Annotated in this window: 19 protein-coding genes; 11 read left to right on the forward strand and 8 right to left on the reverse strand. The window is 68.6% G+C overall.

Going from position 1 to position 18,076, the window contains the following annotated elements:
• Positions 1 to 14: 14 nt before the first annotated feature.
• Together AB0M14_RS11300 and AB0M14_RS11305 are read left to right on the forward strand one after the other, a co-directional pair.
• Positions 15 to 464, forward strand: coding sequence for a DUF350 domain-containing protein (locus tag AB0M14_RS11300; RefSeq protein WP_364992358.1), 450 nt, complete (start codon positions 15 to 17; stop codon positions 462 to 464).
• Positions 445 to 1,461, forward strand: coding sequence for an endonuclease/exonuclease/phosphatase family protein (locus AB0M14_RS11305; protein ID WP_364992361.1), 1,017 nt, complete (start codon positions 445 to 447; stop codon positions 1,459 to 1,461). Before AB0M14_RS11300 ends, AB0M14_RS11305 begins: the two co-directional genes overlap by 20 nt.
• Here AB0M14_RS11305 and AB0M14_RS11310 read toward each other — a convergent pair.
• Complete coding sequence (locus tag AB0M14_RS11310; protein ID WP_364992363.1) at positions 1,437 to 1,847, reverse strand: hypothetical protein; 411 nt, start codon at positions 1,845 to 1,847, stop codon at positions 1,437 to 1,439. The two genes, AB0M14_RS11305 and AB0M14_RS11310, sit on opposite strands and share 25 nt — an antisense overlap.
• A gap of 95 nt (positions 1,848 to 1,942) precedes the next feature.
• Between AB0M14_RS11310 and AB0M14_RS11315 the strand changes: the two genes are divergently transcribed.
• The gene (locus AB0M14_RS11315; RefSeq protein ID WP_364992366.1) at positions 1,943 to 2,371 is read left to right on the forward strand and encodes a hypothetical protein; all 429 of its coding nucleotides are present in this window, start codon (positions 1,943 to 1,945) and stop codon (positions 2,369 to 2,371) included.
• Positions 2,372 to 2,375: 4 nt separating this feature from the next.
• Here AB0M14_RS11315 and AB0M14_RS11320 read toward each other — a convergent pair whose 3' ends face one another.
• Positions 2,376 to 2,999, reverse strand: a complete 624-nt coding sequence (locus tag AB0M14_RS11320) for an MBL fold metallo-hydrolase (RefSeq protein ID WP_364992368.1) — start codon at positions 2,997 to 2,999, stop codon at positions 2,376 to 2,378.
• Positions 2,996 to 4,081, reverse strand: a complete 1,086-nt coding sequence (locus AB0M14_RS11325; RefSeq protein ID WP_364992370.1) for an S-(hydroxymethyl)mycothiol dehydrogenase — start codon at positions 4,079 to 4,081, stop codon at positions 2,996 to 2,998. The genes AB0M14_RS11320 and AB0M14_RS11325 overlap by 4 nt, the downstream gene beginning before the upstream one ends.
• Before the next feature lie 159 nt (positions 4,082 to 4,240).
• Between AB0M14_RS11325 and AB0M14_RS11330 the strand changes: the two genes are divergently transcribed.
• The 3 genes from AB0M14_RS11330 (at position 4,241) to AB0M14_RS11340 (ending at position 6,134) form a co-directional block, all read left to right on the forward strand.
• The gene (locus tag AB0M14_RS11330; RefSeq protein ID WP_364992373.1) at positions 4,241 to 5,068 is read left to right on the forward strand and encodes an SDR family oxidoreductase; all 828 of its coding nucleotides are present in this window, start codon (positions 4,241 to 4,243) and stop codon (positions 5,066 to 5,068) included.
• Positions 5,069 to 5,184: 116 nt separating this feature from the next.
• Complete coding sequence (locus tag AB0M14_RS11335; RefSeq protein ID WP_364992375.1) at positions 5,185 to 5,613, forward strand: DUF1707 domain-containing protein; 429 nt, start codon at positions 5,185 to 5,187, stop codon at positions 5,611 to 5,613.
• Between the two features lie 35 nt (positions 5,614 to 5,648).
• The gene (locus tag AB0M14_RS11340; RefSeq protein WP_364992378.1) at positions 5,649 to 6,134 is read left to right on the forward strand and encodes a hypothetical protein; all 486 of its coding nucleotides are present in this window, start codon (positions 5,649 to 5,651) and stop codon (positions 6,132 to 6,134) included.
• A gap of 28 nt (positions 6,135 to 6,162) precedes the next feature.
• Here the strand turns inward: AB0M14_RS11340 and AB0M14_RS11345 are convergent, their stop codons facing one another.
• Positions 6,163 to 7,410: a hypothetical protein gene (locus AB0M14_RS11345; protein WP_364992380.1), complete on the reverse strand. Its 1,248-nt coding sequence runs from the start codon at positions 7,408 to 7,410 to the stop codon at positions 6,163 to 6,165.
• Positions 7,411 to 7,713: 303 nt separating this feature from the next.
• Here AB0M14_RS11345 and smc point away from each other — a divergent pair, with 303 nt between their 5' ends.
• Complete coding sequence (smc, locus tag AB0M14_RS11350) at positions 7,714 to 11,322, forward strand: chromosome segregation protein SMC (protein ID WP_364992383.1); 3,609 nt, start codon at positions 7,714 to 7,716, stop codon at positions 11,320 to 11,322.
• Here the strand turns inward: smc and AB0M14_RS11355 are convergent.
• The 3 genes from AB0M14_RS11355 to AB0M14_RS11365 all read right to left on the reverse strand — a co-directional run bounded on the left by AB0M14_RS11355 (position 11,319) and on the right by AB0M14_RS11365 (position 13,303).
• The gene (locus AB0M14_RS11355) at positions 11,319 to 11,789 is read right to left on the reverse strand and encodes a nuclear transport factor 2 family protein (protein ID WP_364992387.1); all 471 of its coding nucleotides are present in this window, start codon (positions 11,787 to 11,789) and stop codon (positions 11,319 to 11,321) included. The two genes, smc and AB0M14_RS11355, sit on opposite strands and share 4 nt — an antisense overlap.
• Before the next feature lie 69 nt (positions 11,790 to 11,858).
• Positions 11,859 to 12,341, reverse strand: a complete 483-nt coding sequence (locus tag AB0M14_RS11360) for a pyridoxamine 5'-phosphate oxidase family protein (RefSeq protein WP_364992390.1) — start codon at positions 12,339 to 12,341, stop codon at positions 11,859 to 11,861.
• A gap of 65 nt (positions 12,342 to 12,406) precedes the next feature.
• A complete protein-coding gene (locus AB0M14_RS11365; RefSeq protein WP_364992393.1) occupies positions 12,407 to 13,303 on the reverse strand; it encodes an NmrA family NAD(P)-binding protein in 897 nt (298 codons plus the stop codon).
• Between the two features lie 113 nt (positions 13,304 to 13,416).
• On the opposite strand from AB0M14_RS11365, the gene AB0M14_RS11370 reads away from it, so the two are divergent.
• Positions 13,417 to 14,202 carry a helix-turn-helix domain-containing protein gene (locus tag AB0M14_RS11370; RefSeq protein WP_364992396.1) on the forward strand — a complete coding sequence of 262 codons (786 nt, stop codon included), beginning with the start codon at positions 13,417 to 13,419 and terminating at the stop codon, positions 14,200 to 14,202.
• Here the strand turns inward: AB0M14_RS11370 and AB0M14_RS11375 are convergent.
• Positions 14,186 to 14,575: a DUF2237 domain-containing protein gene (locus AB0M14_RS11375; protein ID WP_194814653.1), complete on the reverse strand. Its 390-nt coding sequence runs from the start codon at positions 14,573 to 14,575 to the stop codon at positions 14,186 to 14,188. The genes AB0M14_RS11370 and AB0M14_RS11375 overlap by 17 nt on opposite strands.
• 157 nt (positions 14,576 to 14,732) lie before the next feature.
• Here AB0M14_RS11375 and ftsY point away from each other — a divergent pair, with 157 nt between their 5' ends.
• The 3 genes from ftsY to AB0M14_RS11390 all read left to right on the forward strand — a co-directional run bounded on the left by ftsY (position 14,733) and on the right by AB0M14_RS11390 (position 18,011).
• Positions 14,733 to 16,088, forward strand: a complete 1,356-nt coding sequence (gene ftsY, locus AB0M14_RS11380; protein ID WP_364992399.1) for a signal recognition particle-docking protein FtsY — start codon at positions 14,733 to 14,735, stop codon at positions 16,086 to 16,088.
• 211 nt (positions 16,089 to 16,299) lie between these two features.
• Positions 16,300 to 17,667 carry an ammonium transporter gene (locus AB0M14_RS11385; RefSeq protein WP_364992402.1) on the forward strand — a complete coding sequence of 456 codons (1,368 nt, stop codon included), beginning with the start codon at positions 16,300 to 16,302 and terminating at the stop codon, positions 17,665 to 17,667.
• Between the two features lie 5 nt (positions 17,668 to 17,672).
• Positions 17,673 to 18,011: a P-II family nitrogen regulator gene (locus AB0M14_RS11390; RefSeq protein ID WP_040780799.1), complete on the forward strand. Its 339-nt coding sequence runs from the start codon at positions 17,673 to 17,675 to the stop codon at positions 18,009 to 18,011.
• The last annotated feature ends 65 nt before the right edge of the window (positions 18,012 to 18,076 follow it).

The following is an 18,076-nucleotide window of genomic DNA, read 5'->3' on the forward strand; positions in this document are numbered from 1 at the left end:
CGGAAGGACTTTCGATGACCACACTTGCCCTCGAGCAGGACTATTGGCGCCTGCTCGGCGAAGGCGTCGGGGCCATCATCCTGTACGCCATCATCGGCCTGGCACTGATGCTGATCGGTTTCTACGCCATCGACCTCACCACTCCGGGCCGGCTGCGCGGCCTGGTCGCCGCGGGCAAGCCCAATGCTGTCGTCGTCACCGCCGCCGGAATCATCAGCATGGCGTTCATCGTCGTAGTCGCCATTTACACCTCCGGTGGCGACCTGGTGGAGGGGCTGATCGCCTCGACGGTGTTCGGCCTCATCGGCATTGCCGCCCAGGTGCTTTCGGTGCGCGTGCTGGAACGCGCCATCGGCATCGACATCGGCAAGGCGCTGCACTCGGAGACGTTCACCCCCGCCTCCCTCGCGGTCGCGGCGGCGCATTTCGCTCTGGGTCTGGTAGTTGCCTTCGCGGTCTTCTGATTCGCCACTCGCCCGCCTGAGATCGGCGCCGGTCCGGTCCGGCGCCGCACTGCTGGCCTGGGGCGCTGTCGTGCTGGGCGCGGCCGGGATCGCGCTGCACTTCAGCCGGTCGTCCTGGCGCTGGCTGGTCTACGCCGCGTCGGTCGCGCCGTACCTGATGTGTGCCGGACTCGTTGCGGCACTGGCGTTTACCGTGTTGCGGAAGCGGATCGGCGCGGCGGTGGCGGTGGTGGTCACCGCCGTCGCGGTGTGGACCCAGTTACCGCTGTATCTCAGCGACTCCGGTGCGGACGGCGGTCCCGAGGTGACCGTCATGCAGGCCAACCTCCTGTTCGAAGGCGCGGACCCGCACGCGCTGGTCGAGGCGGTCCACACCCGTCAGGTCACCATCCTGACCGTCAACGAACTCACCCCCGCCGCCCTCGACGACCTCACCCGCGCCGGCCTGGACCGGCTCCTGCCGCACCGGTACGTCTCCCCGGGCCGCACCGCCACCGGGACCGGGATCTGGAGCGCCTACCCCCTCACCGACACCGTCGAGTACGACGGCTACGTCCTGAACCAACTCTCCGCCACCGCAACACTTCCCGACGCGGGCGCGGTCACCGTCTACGCCTTCCATCCGGTCCCGCCCATTTACGGCACCGAGGTCTGGTCCGACGAACTCGCCCGCCTCCGCGCGATCCTTGACCGCGCCCCCGCCGATCGCCCGGCCATCGCGGGCGGCGACTTCAACGCCACCTTCGACCACTTCCAGTTCCGTGCACTGCTTTCCGGGCGCTTCCACGACGCCGCCGAACAGTCCGGAGCCGGGCACCTGGTCACCTACCCCACCGACAAGCCCTACCCGCCCGTCATCGGCATCGACCACCTGCTCCTCGCCGACGCCCGTGCCCTAGCGGTCGAAACGGTGTCGTTGCCCGGCGCGGACCACCGCGCGCTCGTCGCCCGCGTGCGCCTGGCGGACCGGTCTCACCTGTCGTGGCGCCGAGCGTAATCCAGTGCCGCACGAATGTTCCGGTTCCTGGCCGAGGACAAATGGACGCTGATGTATCCGCCGTCGGTGTGGAATTGCGGATCGGACAGCGGCGTGTTCCGGTCCACTTCCCACCCGATGTCGTCGCCGCCCTCCGTGCGCACGGCGCGCATGACCGCGATCAGGAGCGAGCGGCCGAGGTGCGGCCGGACCCTGAGCGCCCAGATATCCGGATCCGACCTACTGGTATCCGGCACGTATCGGATATCCCAGAGATGCGCGATCAGATCGGCGAAGGTTCCTACCCTGGGCAATTCGACCGAATGCCAGTGCGGCGCATCGAAATCGTCCCCGGCGTTGATGCTCTCGCGGTGCGCCATCACTTCTATCGTCGAGCTGTCTCCCATGATCGAATTCTGCCAGCGGCTCGGTGAAAGAGCGGACGGAGCGGTCGGGTAGCTCGTAGCCTGGTACTCCACGGGTATGCGACTCGGGAGTTGCGGTGGCCTACGAACTCAGCGCGGTAATCGGTGAATTGGCGTTGCTACAAGGGATCGGGCGTGAGCATGGTGTCCCGGTCGTCGCGCTGGCGGCGGGTTTTGCCCTGATTCCGCTCACCGACGAGATCGCGAGCGTGTTGCTGGCGCCGAATCGCCGGTTCGAGGAAGTGCTGCGCAAGTGGTCGATTCGCGGGCCGGTGATCTACGCGTGGTCGGAAATGCATGCCGGTCTCGGTGTGCAGGCGGCCACGATCTGGGAGGACGGGGTCGTCACGTACCACGAGACGGGTTATCCCAGCCACGGTCCCATCTCCATCGCGCTGCAACGCCTCGGCCTGACCGGCGCTACCGACCGGCGCGACGAATTCGATCTCGTCGGGCTCGGCCGGCATCGCCGCACCAGCGCCTGGATTCCCGCTCCGCCGGAGTGAGGGGTCAGTGGCCCCTGGCGAGCCAGTCGGACAGGGCGGGCTTCTCGGCGCCGATGGTGGTGGTGTCGCCGTGTCCGGTGTGGACGGTGGTTTCCGCCGGGAGCGTGAGCAGCCGGTCGCGGATCGAGTCGATGATGGTGCCGAAATCGGAAAAGGAGCGGCCGGTGGCGCCGGGGCCGCCGGAGAACAAGGTGTCGCCGGTGAACAGGGCCGCCAGGTCCGGGGCGTGCAGGGAGACCGAGCCAGGGGAGTGGCCTGGGGTGTGCAAAATGTCGATGTCGGTGCCCGCCACCGTGATTCGCTGCTTGTCGGCCAGCGACGTGTAGTCGACATCGGGGTGGGTCATGCGCCACAGGACGTCGTCGGCGGGATGCAGGAAGATCGGCGCGTCGAAGTGGCGGGACAGCTGCGGCGCGACGGTGATGTGGTCGTTGTGGGCGTGGGTGCAGAGGATCCCGACGACCTGCCGATCGCCGACGGCGTCGACGATCGGCTCGGTGTCGTGCGCCGCGTCGACGATGAGCACCTGCTCGTCGTCGCCGACCAGCCAGATGTTGTTGTCGACATCCCAGGTGCCGCCGTCCAGGGCGAAGGTGCCGGAGGTGACCACACGGTCCACGCGGGTCACAGGACCACCACCGAACGCAGTACCTCGCCGCTGTGCATGGCGTGGAAAGCCTTCTCGACCTCGTCGATGGTGATGCGCTCGGAGACGAAGCGGTCCAACGGCAGACGGCCCTGGCGGTAGAGGTCGATCAACAGGGGGAAGTCGCGTTCCGGGAGGCAGTCGCCGTACCAGGAGGACTTCAGCGCGCCGCCGCGGGAGAACAGGTCGATCAGCGGCATCTCCAGGGTCATGTCCGGCGTCGGGACGCCGACCAGGACGACGGTGCCGGCGAGATCGCGGCCGTAGAAAGCCTGCTTCCAGGTCTCGGGGCGGCCGACCGCCTCGATGACGACGTCCGCGCCGAAGCCGTCGGTGAGCTCCTGGATCCTCTCGACGACGTCCTCGTTGGCCGCGTCGATGACATGGGTGGCGCCGAAGTCCTTGGCCCACTCCAGTTTCCGGGCATCGCGGTCGATCGCGATGATGGTGCGGGCCCCAGCCAGCCGGGCGCCCGCGACGGCCGCGTCGCCGACGCCGCCGCAGCCGATGACCGCTACGGTGTCGCCGCGCGAGACGTTTCCGGTGTTCACAGCCGCGCCGATCCCGGCCATCACGCCACAGCCGAGCAGTCCGGCGACGGCCGGGTCGGTGCCGGGATCGACCTTGGTGCACTGCCTTTCGTGCACCAGGGTCTTGTCGGCGAAGGCGCCGATGCCCAGGGCCGGGCTGAGTTCGGTGCCGTCGGTGAGCGTCATCTTCCGGCTGGCGTTGCTGGAATCGAAGCAGTACCAGGGCCGCCCGCGCTTACACGCCCGGCACTCACCGCAGATCGCGCGCCAGTTCAGCACCACGAAGTCGCCGGTTTCGACGTGGGTGACCTGGCTGCCCACGGTCTCCACGATCCCCGCCGCCTCGTGGCCGAGCAGGAACGGGAACTCGTCGTTGATGCCGCCCTCGCGATAATGCAGGTCGGTATGGCACACCCCGCAGGCCTGTACCCGCACCACGACGTCGTGCGGGCCGGGATCCGGAATCACGATATCGACGAGTTCGACGGGGGTGCCTTTGCTGCGGGCGACGACGCCGCGCACGGTCTCGGACACGAACAAACCTCCTCGATCAACGTGCCAACGGCGGCACCGGTCCCATATTGCCGTGCGCATGCCGGCAAGTCACACGAATCGGGCGCGACCCGCGGCGGGACCCGGTCGCGCGCCGCAAGATGGAGTGATCACCGCAGGTGTCGTGAAAGGAAAGCGCTCATGGGAACTCTCGACGGCAAAGTCGCTCTGGTCTCCGGCTCCGGCCGGGGCATCGGCCGGGAGATCGCACTGAAACTGGCGTTCGAAGGGGCGCGGGTGGTGGTCAACGACCTCGACGCCGAACCCGCCAAGGAGACCTTGTCCGCGATCGATTCCGGTGGCGGGCAGGCGGTTTCGTGCGTCGGCAGCGTGACGGAGGAAGGCTTCGCCGAACGGTTCGTGCAGACCGCAGTGGACGAGTTCGGCGGTCTGGACATCATTGTCAACAACGCGGGCTACACCTGGGATTCGGTGGTCCAGAAGATGACCGACGAGCAGTGGGACGCGATTCTGGACGTACATCTCAAGGCCCCGTTCCGGATTCTGCGCGCCGCGCAGCCGGTGATCAGCGGACTGGTCAAGCAGGCCAAGGCGAACGGCGAGCCGGTGCCGTGCCGCAAGGTGGTCAACATTTCCTCGCTGGCGGGGACCGGCGGCAATGCGGGACAGGCGAACTACTCCGCCGCGAAAGCGGGCGTCCTCGGCCTGACCAAGGCGATGGCCAAGGAGTGGGGGCGCTACAACGTCACCGTCAACGCGGTCGCGTTCGGCATGATCAAGACCCGCCTCACCGATGCCCCGGCCGGCGGCAGCACCATCGATATCGAGGGCAAGGAGATCAAGGTCGGAGTCAACCCGCACCTGATCACCGCCATGGAGCAGATGATCCCGCTCGGCCGCGGCGGCACCCCGCGCGAGGCCGCGGGCGCGGTCTACCTGTTCACCCTGCCCGAAGCCGACTACGTCAGCGGCCAAACCCTGGTCTGCGGCGGCGGCTTCAACCTGTGACGCCGCGGCGCTGCCACACCAGGACCTGATCGGGCCGGAATCGCTTGACATTCCATAGTGGAGGGTTCATTCTGGAGGTACCTTCCAATGTGGAATATGGACTCGAAGGACCTGACATGGACATCACCTCCGGAACCCGCGCCTCCGACGCCGAACGCGATTCCGTCGTGCGCCTGCTCGGCCGCCACCTGGCCGACGGGCGGCTCGACCTGGCCGAATACGACAAGCGAGTGGCTCAGGTCTATGCGACCGCCACACGTGAAGACCTCAGTTCGGTGCTTTCCGATCTGCCCAAGTTGTCCAAGGAAACCCCGGCCGGGTTCGCGAAGACCGGCGGGCGCGTGCCGATCTGGCAGCGCATCGAGGCCGGCTCCTGGCTCGGGGTCAGCCTCCTGGTGCTGGGGATCTGGGCGGCCGTCTCCCTGGGCGTCGGCGAGCTCACTTACTTCTGGCCGGTGTGGGTGATCGGTCCGTGGGGTGCGGTGCTGGCGTTCCGCATGCTCACCGGTTTCGAATCCGGCAGCTGCCGCCCGGTGCGGCACTGATCGCCCGGCACGCACGAAATCGGTGGTGACCCACCATGCTGCTGGTGCATATCGTCTCCGGCACGCTCGGCCTCCTGCTCGGGCCCGCGGTGATGTGGCTGGACGGCCGCGGCCGGGGACGACGCACCGGCTACGTCTACGTGGGGACGGTCGTGGTCATCTGCGCCTCGGCCACCGTGCTGGTGCTGACCGTTCGCCACGACCTGTGGTGGCTGATCCCGGTCTCCGCCCTTACCCTGGGCCTCACTCTCCTTGCCCGCCAGGCCCTTTCGCGGTACGGAACGGGGTGGAGTCATGCCTACGCGCATGGCCAGGGCGGCTCCTATATCGCGCTGATCACCGCCACGATCGTGGTGAGCTTCGCGCTGGAGGACGGGCCGCTGACCGGCCCGAGTCAGCTGATCGCGTGGCTCGGACCCACGATCATCGGTACGCCGCTGATCGAACTCTGGCGACGCCGTCTGGTAGGGGAAGGCGTCGAGTGGCCGCCGCGCGGTCTGCGAAACCCATTGTCGGCCTGAGGCTCTCGGGGAGCAAGGCGCTCAGGCGTCAGCGACTGTGCCGGGAACGTGACGGAGCCGCACGGGGGATGTCTTCGTACTCCACGTCGTACTCGACGTCATAGTCGTATCGCGCGTCCAGACGGTTGAGCGGGACCTGAACCGGCCGATCGGTGACAGCCTGCCCCCGGCGTGGCGCGCGATCGGACGCGGGACGTGCAGGCCGATCGGCAGCCGAACGTGTCGGCCGGTCGGCTGCGGAACGTGTCGGCCGATCGGCTGCGGGACGTGCGGGTCGATCAGCTGCGGAACGCGCGGGTCGATCGGAATCGTTGCGGGCTGGGCGCTCCCGACGGCTCAGTGCCGAACGATCGGGCGAGCGCTGCGCGGAAAGATCCGCCTGCGGACGCCGGCTGCGCCGCGACGAATCCTCACGCAGATCCGGGATGTGCTGCTCCCGGCGAACATTCGGCTCCTCCCGCCGAGGCCGGGACCCGCGCCGCGACGGGGCAGCTTCATCAATGGAGGGTCGTTTTCGTGGCGAACGATCGGCGGGCTGTTCGGCGGCCGAGCGTGAGCGCCTGCCGGGGGCCTCGAGCTCCGGCTCCGATTCGACCTGGCGCCGCCGCGACCGCTCACTCGCCGGCTGTGCGTTGCGCTGCCGTTCCGCGGCCCCCGCACGCTGCCGCGGCGCTTCCGCGCTCGCATTCCGGCCGCGCGTGCCCGGCTTGGGCAGACCCAGCTTCAGCACCGGCAGCTCGCGCGTGACCTCGGTGGGATTGTCCCCCTTCTCCCGATAGGTCGCGGGCACCTCCTGTGCGCGTAACCACGCGCCCGGATCGGCCTGCCCGTCCCGATCCAGCTGGGGGATGGTCTTTTCCAGCAGTTTCAGCAGGTCACCACCGTCGTCGCCGAGCGCGGCGCGGATCGCGGGGAAGGCGGCGGGGCGGAAGGTCCAGGACCATTCGTAGTCGGTATCCAGATCGCGGCCGTGCAGGACGAGGTTGCCGGAGCGGGCGATCCGCCCCCGGATGATCCGCTCGCCGGTGTCGAAATGCAGGCCTTCGGCGCGGGTCTTCCCGTTCCGGGCGGAGCGCTCGTCGATCATGATCTCGAACCATGCCGCACCGATTCCGGCCATGCCGAAGGCGGCCGCGAGCAGGATCTCCACCCACACGTCGGAAAACATCGTGCTCCGGCTGCGTTCACAGGCATAAAGGAACAGCAGGCTTCCGACGACGAGCGCGGCGATCCGAGCGAGCCGGTAGCTGGTGCTGGTCCCGAAAAGGGGTGGCATCGGCGGATACTCCCGAATGACGGTGCGCTGGCAAATCAGGGTGGATGGTATGTGCCGCAGGTGTCCGGTGCTGGGATTTGGTGATCACGGGTTGGCATCGAATCTGACCGGCTCAGCTGACCAGTTTCGGCAAACCCTCGGCACACTGAAATATGCCTGTTTCAGGGCGGACTCGATACGCTGGAGCCAGTCGCCGTCACCGGACCCCCGATGCGCTCCCCGCGTACCAGACGGTCGGCGCGGGGTGGATATCATGGCTGGTCGCCCGCCCCGGATCATGCCGACTCCCGAAAGGTCGTCGAATTGCATTTGAAGAGTCTGACGTTGAAGGGATTCAAGTCCTTCGCGTCCGCGACGACCTTGCGGTTCGAACCCGGGATCACCTGCGTGGTCGGCCCGAACGGTTCCGGCAAATCGAATGTCGTCGACGCCCTGACCTGGGTGATGGGCGAGCAGGGCGCGAAAGCGTTGCGGGGCGGCAAGATGCAGGACGTCATCTTCGCGGGCACGTCCGGCCGCGCGCCGCTGGGGCGCGCCGAAGTCACCCTGACCATCGACAACGCCGACGGCGCGCTGCCCATCGACTACGCCGAGGTGTCGATCACCCGGCGCATGTTCCGCGACGGCGCCGGTGAATACGAGATCAACGGCAGCAGCTGCCGTTTGATGGACGTGCAGGAACTGCTCAGCGACTCCGGCATCGGCCGGGAGATGCATGTCATCGTGGGCCAGGGGCAGCTCTCGGCGATCCTGGAGTCGCGCCCGGAAGACCGGCGCGCGTTCGTCGAAGAGGCCGCCGGCGTGCTCAAGCACCGCAAGCGCAAAGAGAAAGCGGTACGCAAACTCGACGCGATGCAGGCGAATCTGGCCCGCCTGACCGACCTGACCACCGAATTGCGCCGCCAGCTCAAGCCGCTGGGCCGGCAGGCTGAAGTGGCGCGGCGGGCCCAGACCGTGCAGGCCGACCTGCGGGACGCCCGATTGCGCCTGGCCGCCGACGATCTGGTGACGCGGCGGGGCGAACTGGAGAGCCAGCAGAGTAAAGAGGCCTACGCGCGCGAACAGCACATCACCGTGCAGTCCGAGCTCGACGCCGCCAACGCGGTGCTGGCGCAGCAGGAATTCCAGCTGTCCCGGCTGACGCCGAGCGCGGAGGCGGCGGCGCAGATCTGGTTCCAGCTGTCGGCGCTGGCCGAAAGGGTGAACGCGACGATCCGGATCGCGGGGGATCGCGCGCGCCATCTGGACACCGAGGTGCAGGTCGGCACCGGCCGGGATCCCGAGCAGCTGGAAGCCGAAGCCGCGCGGGTGGAGGCCGAGGAGGCCGAACTGCGCGAGGCCGTGGAGATCGCGACCGAAACCCTGGAGGCGGCGCGGGACGCGCTGGCCGAACGCGAGTACGCCGCGAAGGCCGCCGAGCAGGCGCACCTGGCCGCGGTGCGCGCGATCGCCGACCGGAGGGAGGGTTTGGCGCGGCTGTCGGGGCAGGTCGATACCTTGCGCACCAAGGCGCAGTCGATGGACGCCGAGATCGCGCGGTTGTCGGTGGCGATCACCGAGGCCCGGCACCGCGGCGAAGCCGCGCAGGCCGAATTCGACACGGTGCAGAGCGAACTCGGGGAACTCGACGCCGGCGAGGAAGGACTCGACGCGCAGCACGAGCACGCGGTGCAAGCGTTGGAGCTGGCCGATCAGCGGGTCAAGGAACTGCGCGAACAGGACCGCGACGCCGGCAAGCTGGTCGCCTCGTTGAGCGCGCGGATCGAAGCGCTGAGCATGGGGCTGGCGCGCCGGGACGGCGCCGCCTGGCTGGTGGAGAATCAGACGCAGGGCTTGCTCGGGCCGCTGTCCGGGCTGTTGCGGGTGCACAGCGGCTTCGAAGCGGCCGTGGCCGCGACGCTGGGTCCGCTGGCCGACGCGGTCGCCGCCGACGGCGCCGCCAGCGCGCACGCCGCGGTGCGGTCGCTGAAGGAGGCCGACGGCGGCCGGGTCGCGCTGGTCTTCGGCGCGGACCAGGCCGGGACGTCATCCGGGAGCGCGCTGCCGGGTGCGGCGCGCTGGCTCGCCGAGGTGGTGGACTGCCCCGACTCGGTGCGCGGCGCCATCGCGGCCTTGACCGCGGGCGTGGCGGTCGTCGAGAACCTCTCCGCCGCAACCGAACTGCTGCGCGCTCGACCGGACCTGCGGGTCGTCACCCGGGACGGCGACCTCACCGGCACCGGCTGGATCCTCGGCGGCTCCGACCGCGCGCCCAGTCAGCTGGAGATCCAAGCCGATATCGACACCGCCAGAAGCGATCTGATCGCGGCGCAGCGGCACGCCGAGGAACTGGAAGCGGCGCTGTCGGGTGCGCTGGACGAACAGTCCGACCGCAAGGACGCCGTCGACCAGGCGCTGCTGGCCCTGCACGAGTCGGACCAGGCGCTGATGACGATCTACGACCGCCTCGGCCGTCTCGGTCAAGCCGCCCGCGCCGCGACCGGGGACAGCGATCGCCTCACCGAGCAGCGCGCCGCCGCCGAAGCCGGTCGCGAGGAATCCCTCACGGCGCTGGCCGAATTGGAAGACCGGCTGCGCGCCGTCGAGATCGAGCAGGACGACTCCGAGCTGGCCTCGGCGGGCACCGAATCCGCGGGCCGCGACCGTGAGGAAGCCGCCGCCGCGCTGGCCGAGGCACGCTCGATGGAGGTGGAAGCGCGCCTGGCCGTGCGCACCGCCGAGGAACGCGCGGAATCGGTCCGCGGCAAAGCGGATTCGCTGCGCCGCGCCGCCCGCGCGGAACGCGAAGCCCGGGCCCGGGCCGAACGCGCGCACGCCGCCCGCCGGCAGGCCGCCGAGGTGGCGGCGGCCGTCGCCGCGTCCGGCGCGCGGGTCGCCGCCGAACTGGAAAAGGTTGTCGCCGAGGCGAGTACCCGCCGCGACGAACTGGTGCGCCGCCGCACCGAAGCCGCCGCGCAGGTCGAGCAGATCAAGGAACGGGTGCGCGCGCTCGCGACGCAGCTGGCTCAGCTCACCGATGCCGTGCACCGCGACGAGGTCGCCAAAGCCCAAGCGGCGCTGCGCATCGAACAGCTCGAGGCCAATATCTCCGAGCAGTTCGGCATCGCGCTCACCGACCTGATCGAGGAATACGGTCCGGACGTGCCGCTGCCCGCCAGCGACCTGGAATGGCAGGAGTACGACCAGGCCCGGGAACGCGGCGAACAGGTCACCGCGCCCACCGCGATGCCCTACGACCGCGCCACCCAGGAACGCCGCGCCAAACGCGCCGAGAAAGACCTCGCCACCCTCGGCAAGGTGAATCCCCTTGCGCTGGAGGAGTTCGCGGCGCTGGAGGAACGCTACAACTTCCTGTCCACTCAGCTCGAAGACGTCAAGAACGCCCGCAAGGACCTGCTGGACGTGGTCGCCGAAGTCGACGCCCGCATCTTGCAGGTCTTCACCGAGGCCTATGAGGACGTGGAACGCGAATTCGTCGGCGTCTTCGCCAAACTGTTCCCCGGCGGCGAAGGCCGGCTCGTCCTCACCGACCCCGCCGACATGCTCACCACCGGCATCGAGGTCGAGGCCCGCCCGCCAGGTAAGAAGGTCAAGCGCCTCTCGCTGCTCTCCGGCGGCGAGAAGTCCCTGACGGCGGTCGCCCTGCTGGTCGCCATCTTCCGCGCCCGCCCGTCCCCGTTCTACGTCATGGACGAGGTCGAAGCCGCCCTGGACGACACCAACCTGCGCCGCCTCATCGGCCTCTTCGAGCAGCTCCGCGAAAAAAGCCAGCTCATCGTCATCACCCACCAGAAGCCGACCATGGAAATCGCCGACGCCCTCTACGGCGTCAGCATGCGCGGCGACGGCATCACCCAGGTCATCTCCCAGCGCATGCGCGGCGAGAACCTCGTGGGCGCGGCAGCGAACTAGTCGGACCAGACGGCCGGGTCAGGGGTTTGCATCGAGCGGCGCAGCACCGCGGGATGGCGGAGCAGGGCCGGGAACAGGCGCACGGCGACGAGGGTGAGGGCCAGCCAGGGGCGCAGGTGCGGGGCGAAGCGGCGGATTCGGCCGTCGACGTCCAGGTCGACGATCATGGCGTCGGTGAGGCGGACGGGTCCGATTTTGGCGTGGCCGAGGACGACTCGGCGATCGCCGGTGCCGATGGGGGCTTCCCAGCTGACGTCGGACAGCGCCGAGTAGATCGCGGTGAGCAGGATGCGGAGATCGTCGTGGCCGCGGAACACCGCGCGCCCGGACAGCGGCGAGACCAGGACCGCGTCCTGGGCGACCGCCTTCATCATGGTGTCGAAATCGCGCGCCGCCGAGGCGGCGCAGTACTCAGCCAGGAAATCTTCCACTGCCGGGGCCTCACTGCCGTATTGATCACTGGACACCGAATCTACGCCTGTCCGTCGTTGTGCCGGTGCGGCTTTCGCGGGCGGCAGGCGTAGACGCGGTGCGGTTCAGGGTTTCAGTACCGCGACCTTCGGCGTGAAGTTCACGCCGAAGTCGGCCCCGTCGAGGATCTGCACCCGATCAGGGTCCAGGCGCAGGATGTGGAAATCGGGGCTCTCCGGGCTGGGAGCCGCGAACTGGCTGAGGTCGTAGCCCAGGGGTGGGGGTGTGTTCATGAACAGATCCCAGACGTGTTTCTTGGTGTCCAGATCGTCCACCCAGCTCGTGCCCGCCTCACCCTGCACCACGCTTTGCGCCGGGCTCCAATACGAGAACGCCACCACCGGATTGGCGGCCAGGTGCCGCACCTTGATCGGGGTGCGGCCGGTGACGATCCAGCCGACCGGGCGGCCGTCGACCTGCTCCCAGATCGGGTGCAGGATCCGGGACCGGGGGCGGCCGCTGCCGTCGACCGTGGTGATCGTGCACCACACGACCTCCGTGGTGATGCGGAAGAAATCCGCGGCGATATCCTCGAAACTCGTTGTCACACCGAACTCCTAACGCGTGGGCCCAAACTGGCATGGTCGCACGGGGCACCGACAGGTTCGGGCGATCAGCTCGACAGGACGGCCTTCAGCTGCGCTGATCCGGTTGCGGCGAGCCAGGATTCGAGCGACATCAGCCCGGGATGCACGGCGCGCAACGCATGGATGTCGGCGTGCCAGCCGCCGGTGTGCCGGCTCCGGCGCCAGACATCGGCGATCTCCGGGCCGATGGCCTCCGCCTCGGCTTCGGTGAGCTCCTGGTAACGCACCGGTCGACCGATGTGCGCGCTGATCAGCGCCGCCGCCTCGGTGGGCTGGATTGCCGCACCGGCGATTTCGAGGATCAGGCCGTGGAAACGATCGGGATCAGCGAAGGCCAGGACGGCGAACTCGGCGACGTCGGCGACCGCGATCATCTGCAACGGGCGGTCGGCAGGGAACAGATGGCGGTGCACGCCGTTGTGGATGCCGTCGACCGGGAACCCCTGCAGCAGATAGTTCTCCATGAAGCGGACCGGCCGCAGGATGGTGTAGCGCAGGCCGCTGGTGAGCACGGCCTGCTCGATGCGGCGCTTGCCGCCGGTGCCCCAGTTGTCGTCGTCGCTCATCGAGGCGATACCGGTGAAGACCAGCTGGTCGACGCCTGCCGCGCGGGCGAGGTCCACCAGGAGTGCACCGCGTCCGGCTTCCAATTCGACATCCCAGCCCCCCGCTTCATAGGCGGCGGGCGGTACGAGGAAGACGGCCTGGACGCCGGTGAGGGCGGCCGCCAGCGTGTCGGGCCGATCGAAATCGCCGATGACCAGTTCGGCTCCGGCGGCCGCCAAAGCCTGTGCGGCCGCGGTGCTCTCGTCCCGGACCAGCGCGCGGACGACGGCCCCGCCGGCGAGCAGCCGGTGCGCGGTGGCGCCGCCCTGCTTGCCGGTGGCGCCGGTGACGAGGATCGGATTCTGCGGGAAGGACATTCGATGCCTGCTTCTGCGAGTGCTAGATTCAATCGGGTCGGGCGACCCGCTTTCGGACCATACGGGTGGCCTGCCCCGCTCGACCAGGCGTGAAAACGGAAGGCCGTAACGAAATGCCCGCTGCACCCCCGGCTCTCGGCCCCGCTTCTCGCACCGATGCCCGGCGCAACCGGGCCCTCGTGCTGGCCGCCGCGCAGCAGGCTTTCGCCGAACACGGAATCTCGGTGTCCCTGGCGGAGATCGCCCGCCGGGCGGGTGTCGGCGCGGGCACCGTCTACCGGCATTTCCCCACGAAATCCGATCTGCTGGAAGCGGTCATGCAGCAGCGCATCGACCGGTTGGCGCGCTTCGCCGCCGAACACCAGAACACCGCCGACCCGGGCGCCGCCTTCTTCGCGGTGTGCACCGAGGTTATCGCCTCCACCCCCGGCAATCAGGCCCTTTGCGACATAGTGCAATCCGATGACGGCTGGCCGCGCGCGCTGATCCAGAGCGCGGGCGCCCGCTTCCACCGCGCCCTGGAAACCCTGCTCGACGCCGCGCAGCGGCACGGCGCGGTCCGCGCCGACGTCACCCTGGCCGACGTGCTCGACATCTTCACCGGTTGCGTTGCCATCCAACGACATCAACGCCCCGACCGGAGCCTCGTCCGGGGCGCCGCCCTGGTCCTGGACGCACTACGTGCCGCACCCGCCGTAACGAAACCCGCGACGAACCCCAACTCGCAGAACGAAACCAAGCCACGTAACGAAACAGCGGCCCCGCGCTGCCCGATCTGCGCCGCCGACCTCCACCGCCCCCGGACCGGCCGCCCCGCTCGCTACTGCTCGGCCGCCTGCCGGCAGAAGGCGCACCGCCGCCGCGCGGCCCGATCCGCTTCGGTTACAGCAGGTCGCTGACGTCGTCCGGGACGTCGACGGCGTACTTGCGCAGGATGTCCATGGAGATGACCTCCAGGGCGTTCTCATGTGTGGCGGCGAGCACAACCGGGGCGGCGACGCCGTCCTCGTGGGCGTGTAGCCAGCGCACGGCGACTACGCACCATCTGTCGCCGGGTTGCAGGCCGGGGAAGTTGTTGTCTGGACGGGGCGTGGACAAGTCGTTGCCGATAGAGGCCTGATGCTCCAAGAATTCCGCCGTCACGACGGTGCACACGGTGTGGCTGCCGAGATCCTCCGGGCCGGTACTACAGCAGCCATCCCGGTAGAAGCCGGTGAGAGGATCGGCGCCGCACTCTTCGAGCGGCCCCCCAAGCACGTTTCGGTCGGTCACGCTGCCGATCCTATTGTCAGTTCGCGAGAAGTTCCGCAGGACAAGAAATCTCGCTGGTTGTGTCCAGTGCACAAACGCCTTCTGCCTGGAGCGGGAGGTCGCACTGCCGGACTCGTCCGGTTGTGCCTAGTCCGTGGCGTGTCGGTGGTCTGCAAGGATGGGCTGCGTGAGTGCCCAAGCCTGGATTCTGATCGCCGCGGTTGCCGCGTTGCTGCTGGTGGTGCTTGTCGCCGGTTCCGTCCGGTACAAGCGCCGCCGCGTGTCGCTGACGCCGCCGACCTCGGACAAGGAGGTGACCGACCGGTCCGGTGGTTATACGGCCCAGGGCGGATTCAGCTTCAGCCAGGGCGGCGGCACCGCGACCCTGGAACCGGTCCCGCTGGAGCGCACCGACGACGAGGGGCAACCGCACGTCGGTGACGACGCCGCGATCCCGCGCGACGCTCCCAAGCGCGGGATCACCAACGTCCCGCTGCCGGAGGCCGATGTCGAAACCTCGGGAGCTCCCGAGGTCTCCGCAGCGCCGGAGGCGCCCGAAGCCCCTGAAGTTCCCGGAGCCGTCGAGGCGCCCGAAGCTCCCCTCGACGAGATCGAACCCACCGAGGGCCGCCTGTTCCGCCTGCGCGGCCGCTTGGCCCGATCCCAGAACGCGGTGGGCAAGAGCCTGCTCGGCCTGCTCGGCGCCGGTGACCTGGACGAGGACTCCTGGGAGGAGATCGAGGACACCTTGGTCCTCGCCGACCTCGGCACCGCCAGTACCGCGTCCGTGGTGACCCGCCTGCGCGAGGAGATCGCCGCGCACAGCGTGCGCAGCCCCGAGGAAGCCCGCGCCATCCTGCGCAAGGTGCTGATCGAAGCGCTGCGACCGGACCTGGACCGCTCGGTGCGCGCCCTGCCGCACGACGACCATCCGTCGGTCCTGCTGGTCGTCGGCGTCAACGGCACCGGAAAGACCACCACCACCGGCAAGCTCGCCCGCGTGCTGGTCGCCGACGGCCGCCGCGTACTGCTCGGCGCGGCCGACACCTTCCGCGCCGCCGCCGCCGATCAGTTGCAGACCTGGGGTGAGCGGGTCGGCGCCGAGACCGTGCGCGGCAAGGAAGCCGCCGACCCGGCCGCCGTCGCGTTCGACGCGGTCAGCGCCGGCATCGACCGCGGCGTCGACGTGGTGCTCGTCGACACCGCCGGCCGCCTGCACACCAAGACCGGCTTGATGGACGAGCTCGGCAAGGTCAAGCGCGTCATCGAGAAGAAGGCCGAAGTCGACGAAGTCCTGCTGGTGCTGGACGCGACCATCGGCCAGAACGGCCTCATGCAGGCCCGGGTGTTCGCCGAAGTGGTGGACATCACCGGCGTCGTGCTCACCAAGCTGGACGGAACCGCCAAGGGCGGCATCGTCTTCCAGGTGCAGCACGAACTCGGCGTCCCGGTGAAGCTGGTCGGGCTCGGTGAGGGCGCGGACGATCTGGCCCCGTTCGAACCGGGCGCGTTCGTCGACGCGCTGCTGGGCTGACCGATTACCGATCGTTAGCCACTCGCCAACCCTCACACCTGGGCTTTTGTGAGTGGTCGGCACTATGAAACGTAGATGCAACACAACTGGCTCATCCGTTCACGCCCGCGAAACCTCGCGGCACGCCAGATGAAACACCGAGTGAGGAACCTTTCTGTTCAGGTCCATATCGCCGTAAGTCGGCTGGGCCCGAGATGAGGAGGACTTCAAGGTGGCATTTCCCGTAATCGGCGCGCCGGACGCCGGCGATACCGCATGGATGCTGACCAGCTCAGCACTCGTGCTGTTGATGACACCCGGACTCGCGTTTTTCTACGGCGGCATGGTCCGTAGCAAGAACGTGCTGAACATGATCATGATGAGCATCAGCGCCATGGGGTTGGTTTCCATCCTCTGGGTGCTGTACGGCTTCTCGATGACCTTCGGTGACGACAAGGGCAACTTCTTCGGTGACCCAGCTCAATACTTCGGCCTGAAGCAGATCTTCGGCGGCGCCGACCAGTCCAACGTGCTGGCCGACGTCGAGACCGCGGTACCGCTGGCGGGCACGATTCCGTTACCGGTGTTCGTCGCGTTCCAGCTCATGTTCGCCATCATCACGGTGGCCCTCATCTCGGGCGCGGTCGCCGACCGCCTCAAGTTCGGCTCGTGGCTGCTGTTCGCCGGTATCTGGGCGACGGTCGTGTACTTCCCGGTCGCGCACTGGGTCTTCGCCTTCGACGGCATCACCGCCGAGTCGGGCGGCTGGATCGCCAACAACCTCAAGGCGATCGACTTCGCTGGCGGTACCGCGGTGCACATCAACGCCGGTGTCGCCGGTCTGGTGCTCGCCGTCGTGCTCGGCAAGCGCAAGGGCTGGCCGAAGACGCCGTTCCGCCCGCACAACCTGCCGTTCGTGATGCTCGGCGCCGGTCTGCTGTGGTTCGGCTGGTACGGCTTCAACGCCGGTTCCGCCGTCGGCGCCACCGCCACCGCGGGTGCGACCTTCCTCACCACCACCGTCGCCACCGGCACCGCGATGCTGGCCTGGTTGCTGGTGGAGAAGTTCCGTGACGGACACGCCACCTCCCTGGGCGCGGCCTCGGGCATCGTGGCCGGTCTGGTCGCCATCACTCCGGCCTGTTCCTCGGTGAACGCGGTCGGCGCCATCGCCATCGGCGCGGTCGCCGGCGCCCTCTGCGCCCTCGCGGTCGGCCTGAAGTTCCGCTTCGGCTTCGACGACTCGCTCGACGTGGTCGGCGTGCACCTGGTCGGCGGTCTGGTCGGCACCCTGATGGTCGGCCTGGTCGCGACCGAGGAAGCTCCGGCGGCGGTCAAGGGCTTGTTCTACGGTGGTGGCATCGAGCAGTTGAAGCTGCAGGCCGTCGGAGCGTTCGCCGTCCTCGCATACTCGCTGGTCGCGACTACCGTGATCGCTTACCTCATCAAGTTCACGATCGGGCTGCGCGCCAGCGAGGACAGCGAGTCGGTGGGCCTGGACGAGTCCGAGCACGCGGAAACCGCATACGATTTCGCTGCTGTGGGTGGCACGGCACGCTCGGCCAGCTCGGTCCCGAGCTCGCTCGTCAAGGAGGCATGACGACCATGAAGTTGATCACCGCAATCGTCAAACCGTTCACTCTCGAGGACGTCAAGACCGGACTCGAGCAGGCGGGCGTGCTCGGCATGACCGTCAGCGAGGTGCAGGGTTACGGGCGGCAGAAGGGTCACACCGAGGTCTACCGCGGCGCCGAGTACTCGGTCGACTTCGTGCCCAAGGTGCGCGTCGAGGTCGTCGTGGACGACGCCTCGGTCGACAAGGTCGTCGAGGTGATCGTCGAAGCGTCGCGCACCGGCAAGATCGGTGACGGCAAGGTCTGGGTCACCCCGGTCGAGTCGATCATCCGGGTCCGGACCGGCGAACGCGGTACCGACGCTCTGTAAGACCAGAACGACAATCGAGCGGCGGCCTCGCTCCTACCGGTTTCCGGTCGGGGCGGGGCCGCCCG

Source organism: Nocardia sp. NPDC051832, from assembly GCF_040681285.1.
GTDB lineage: Bacteria > Actinomycetota > Actinomycetes > Mycobacteriales > Mycobacteriaceae > Nocardia.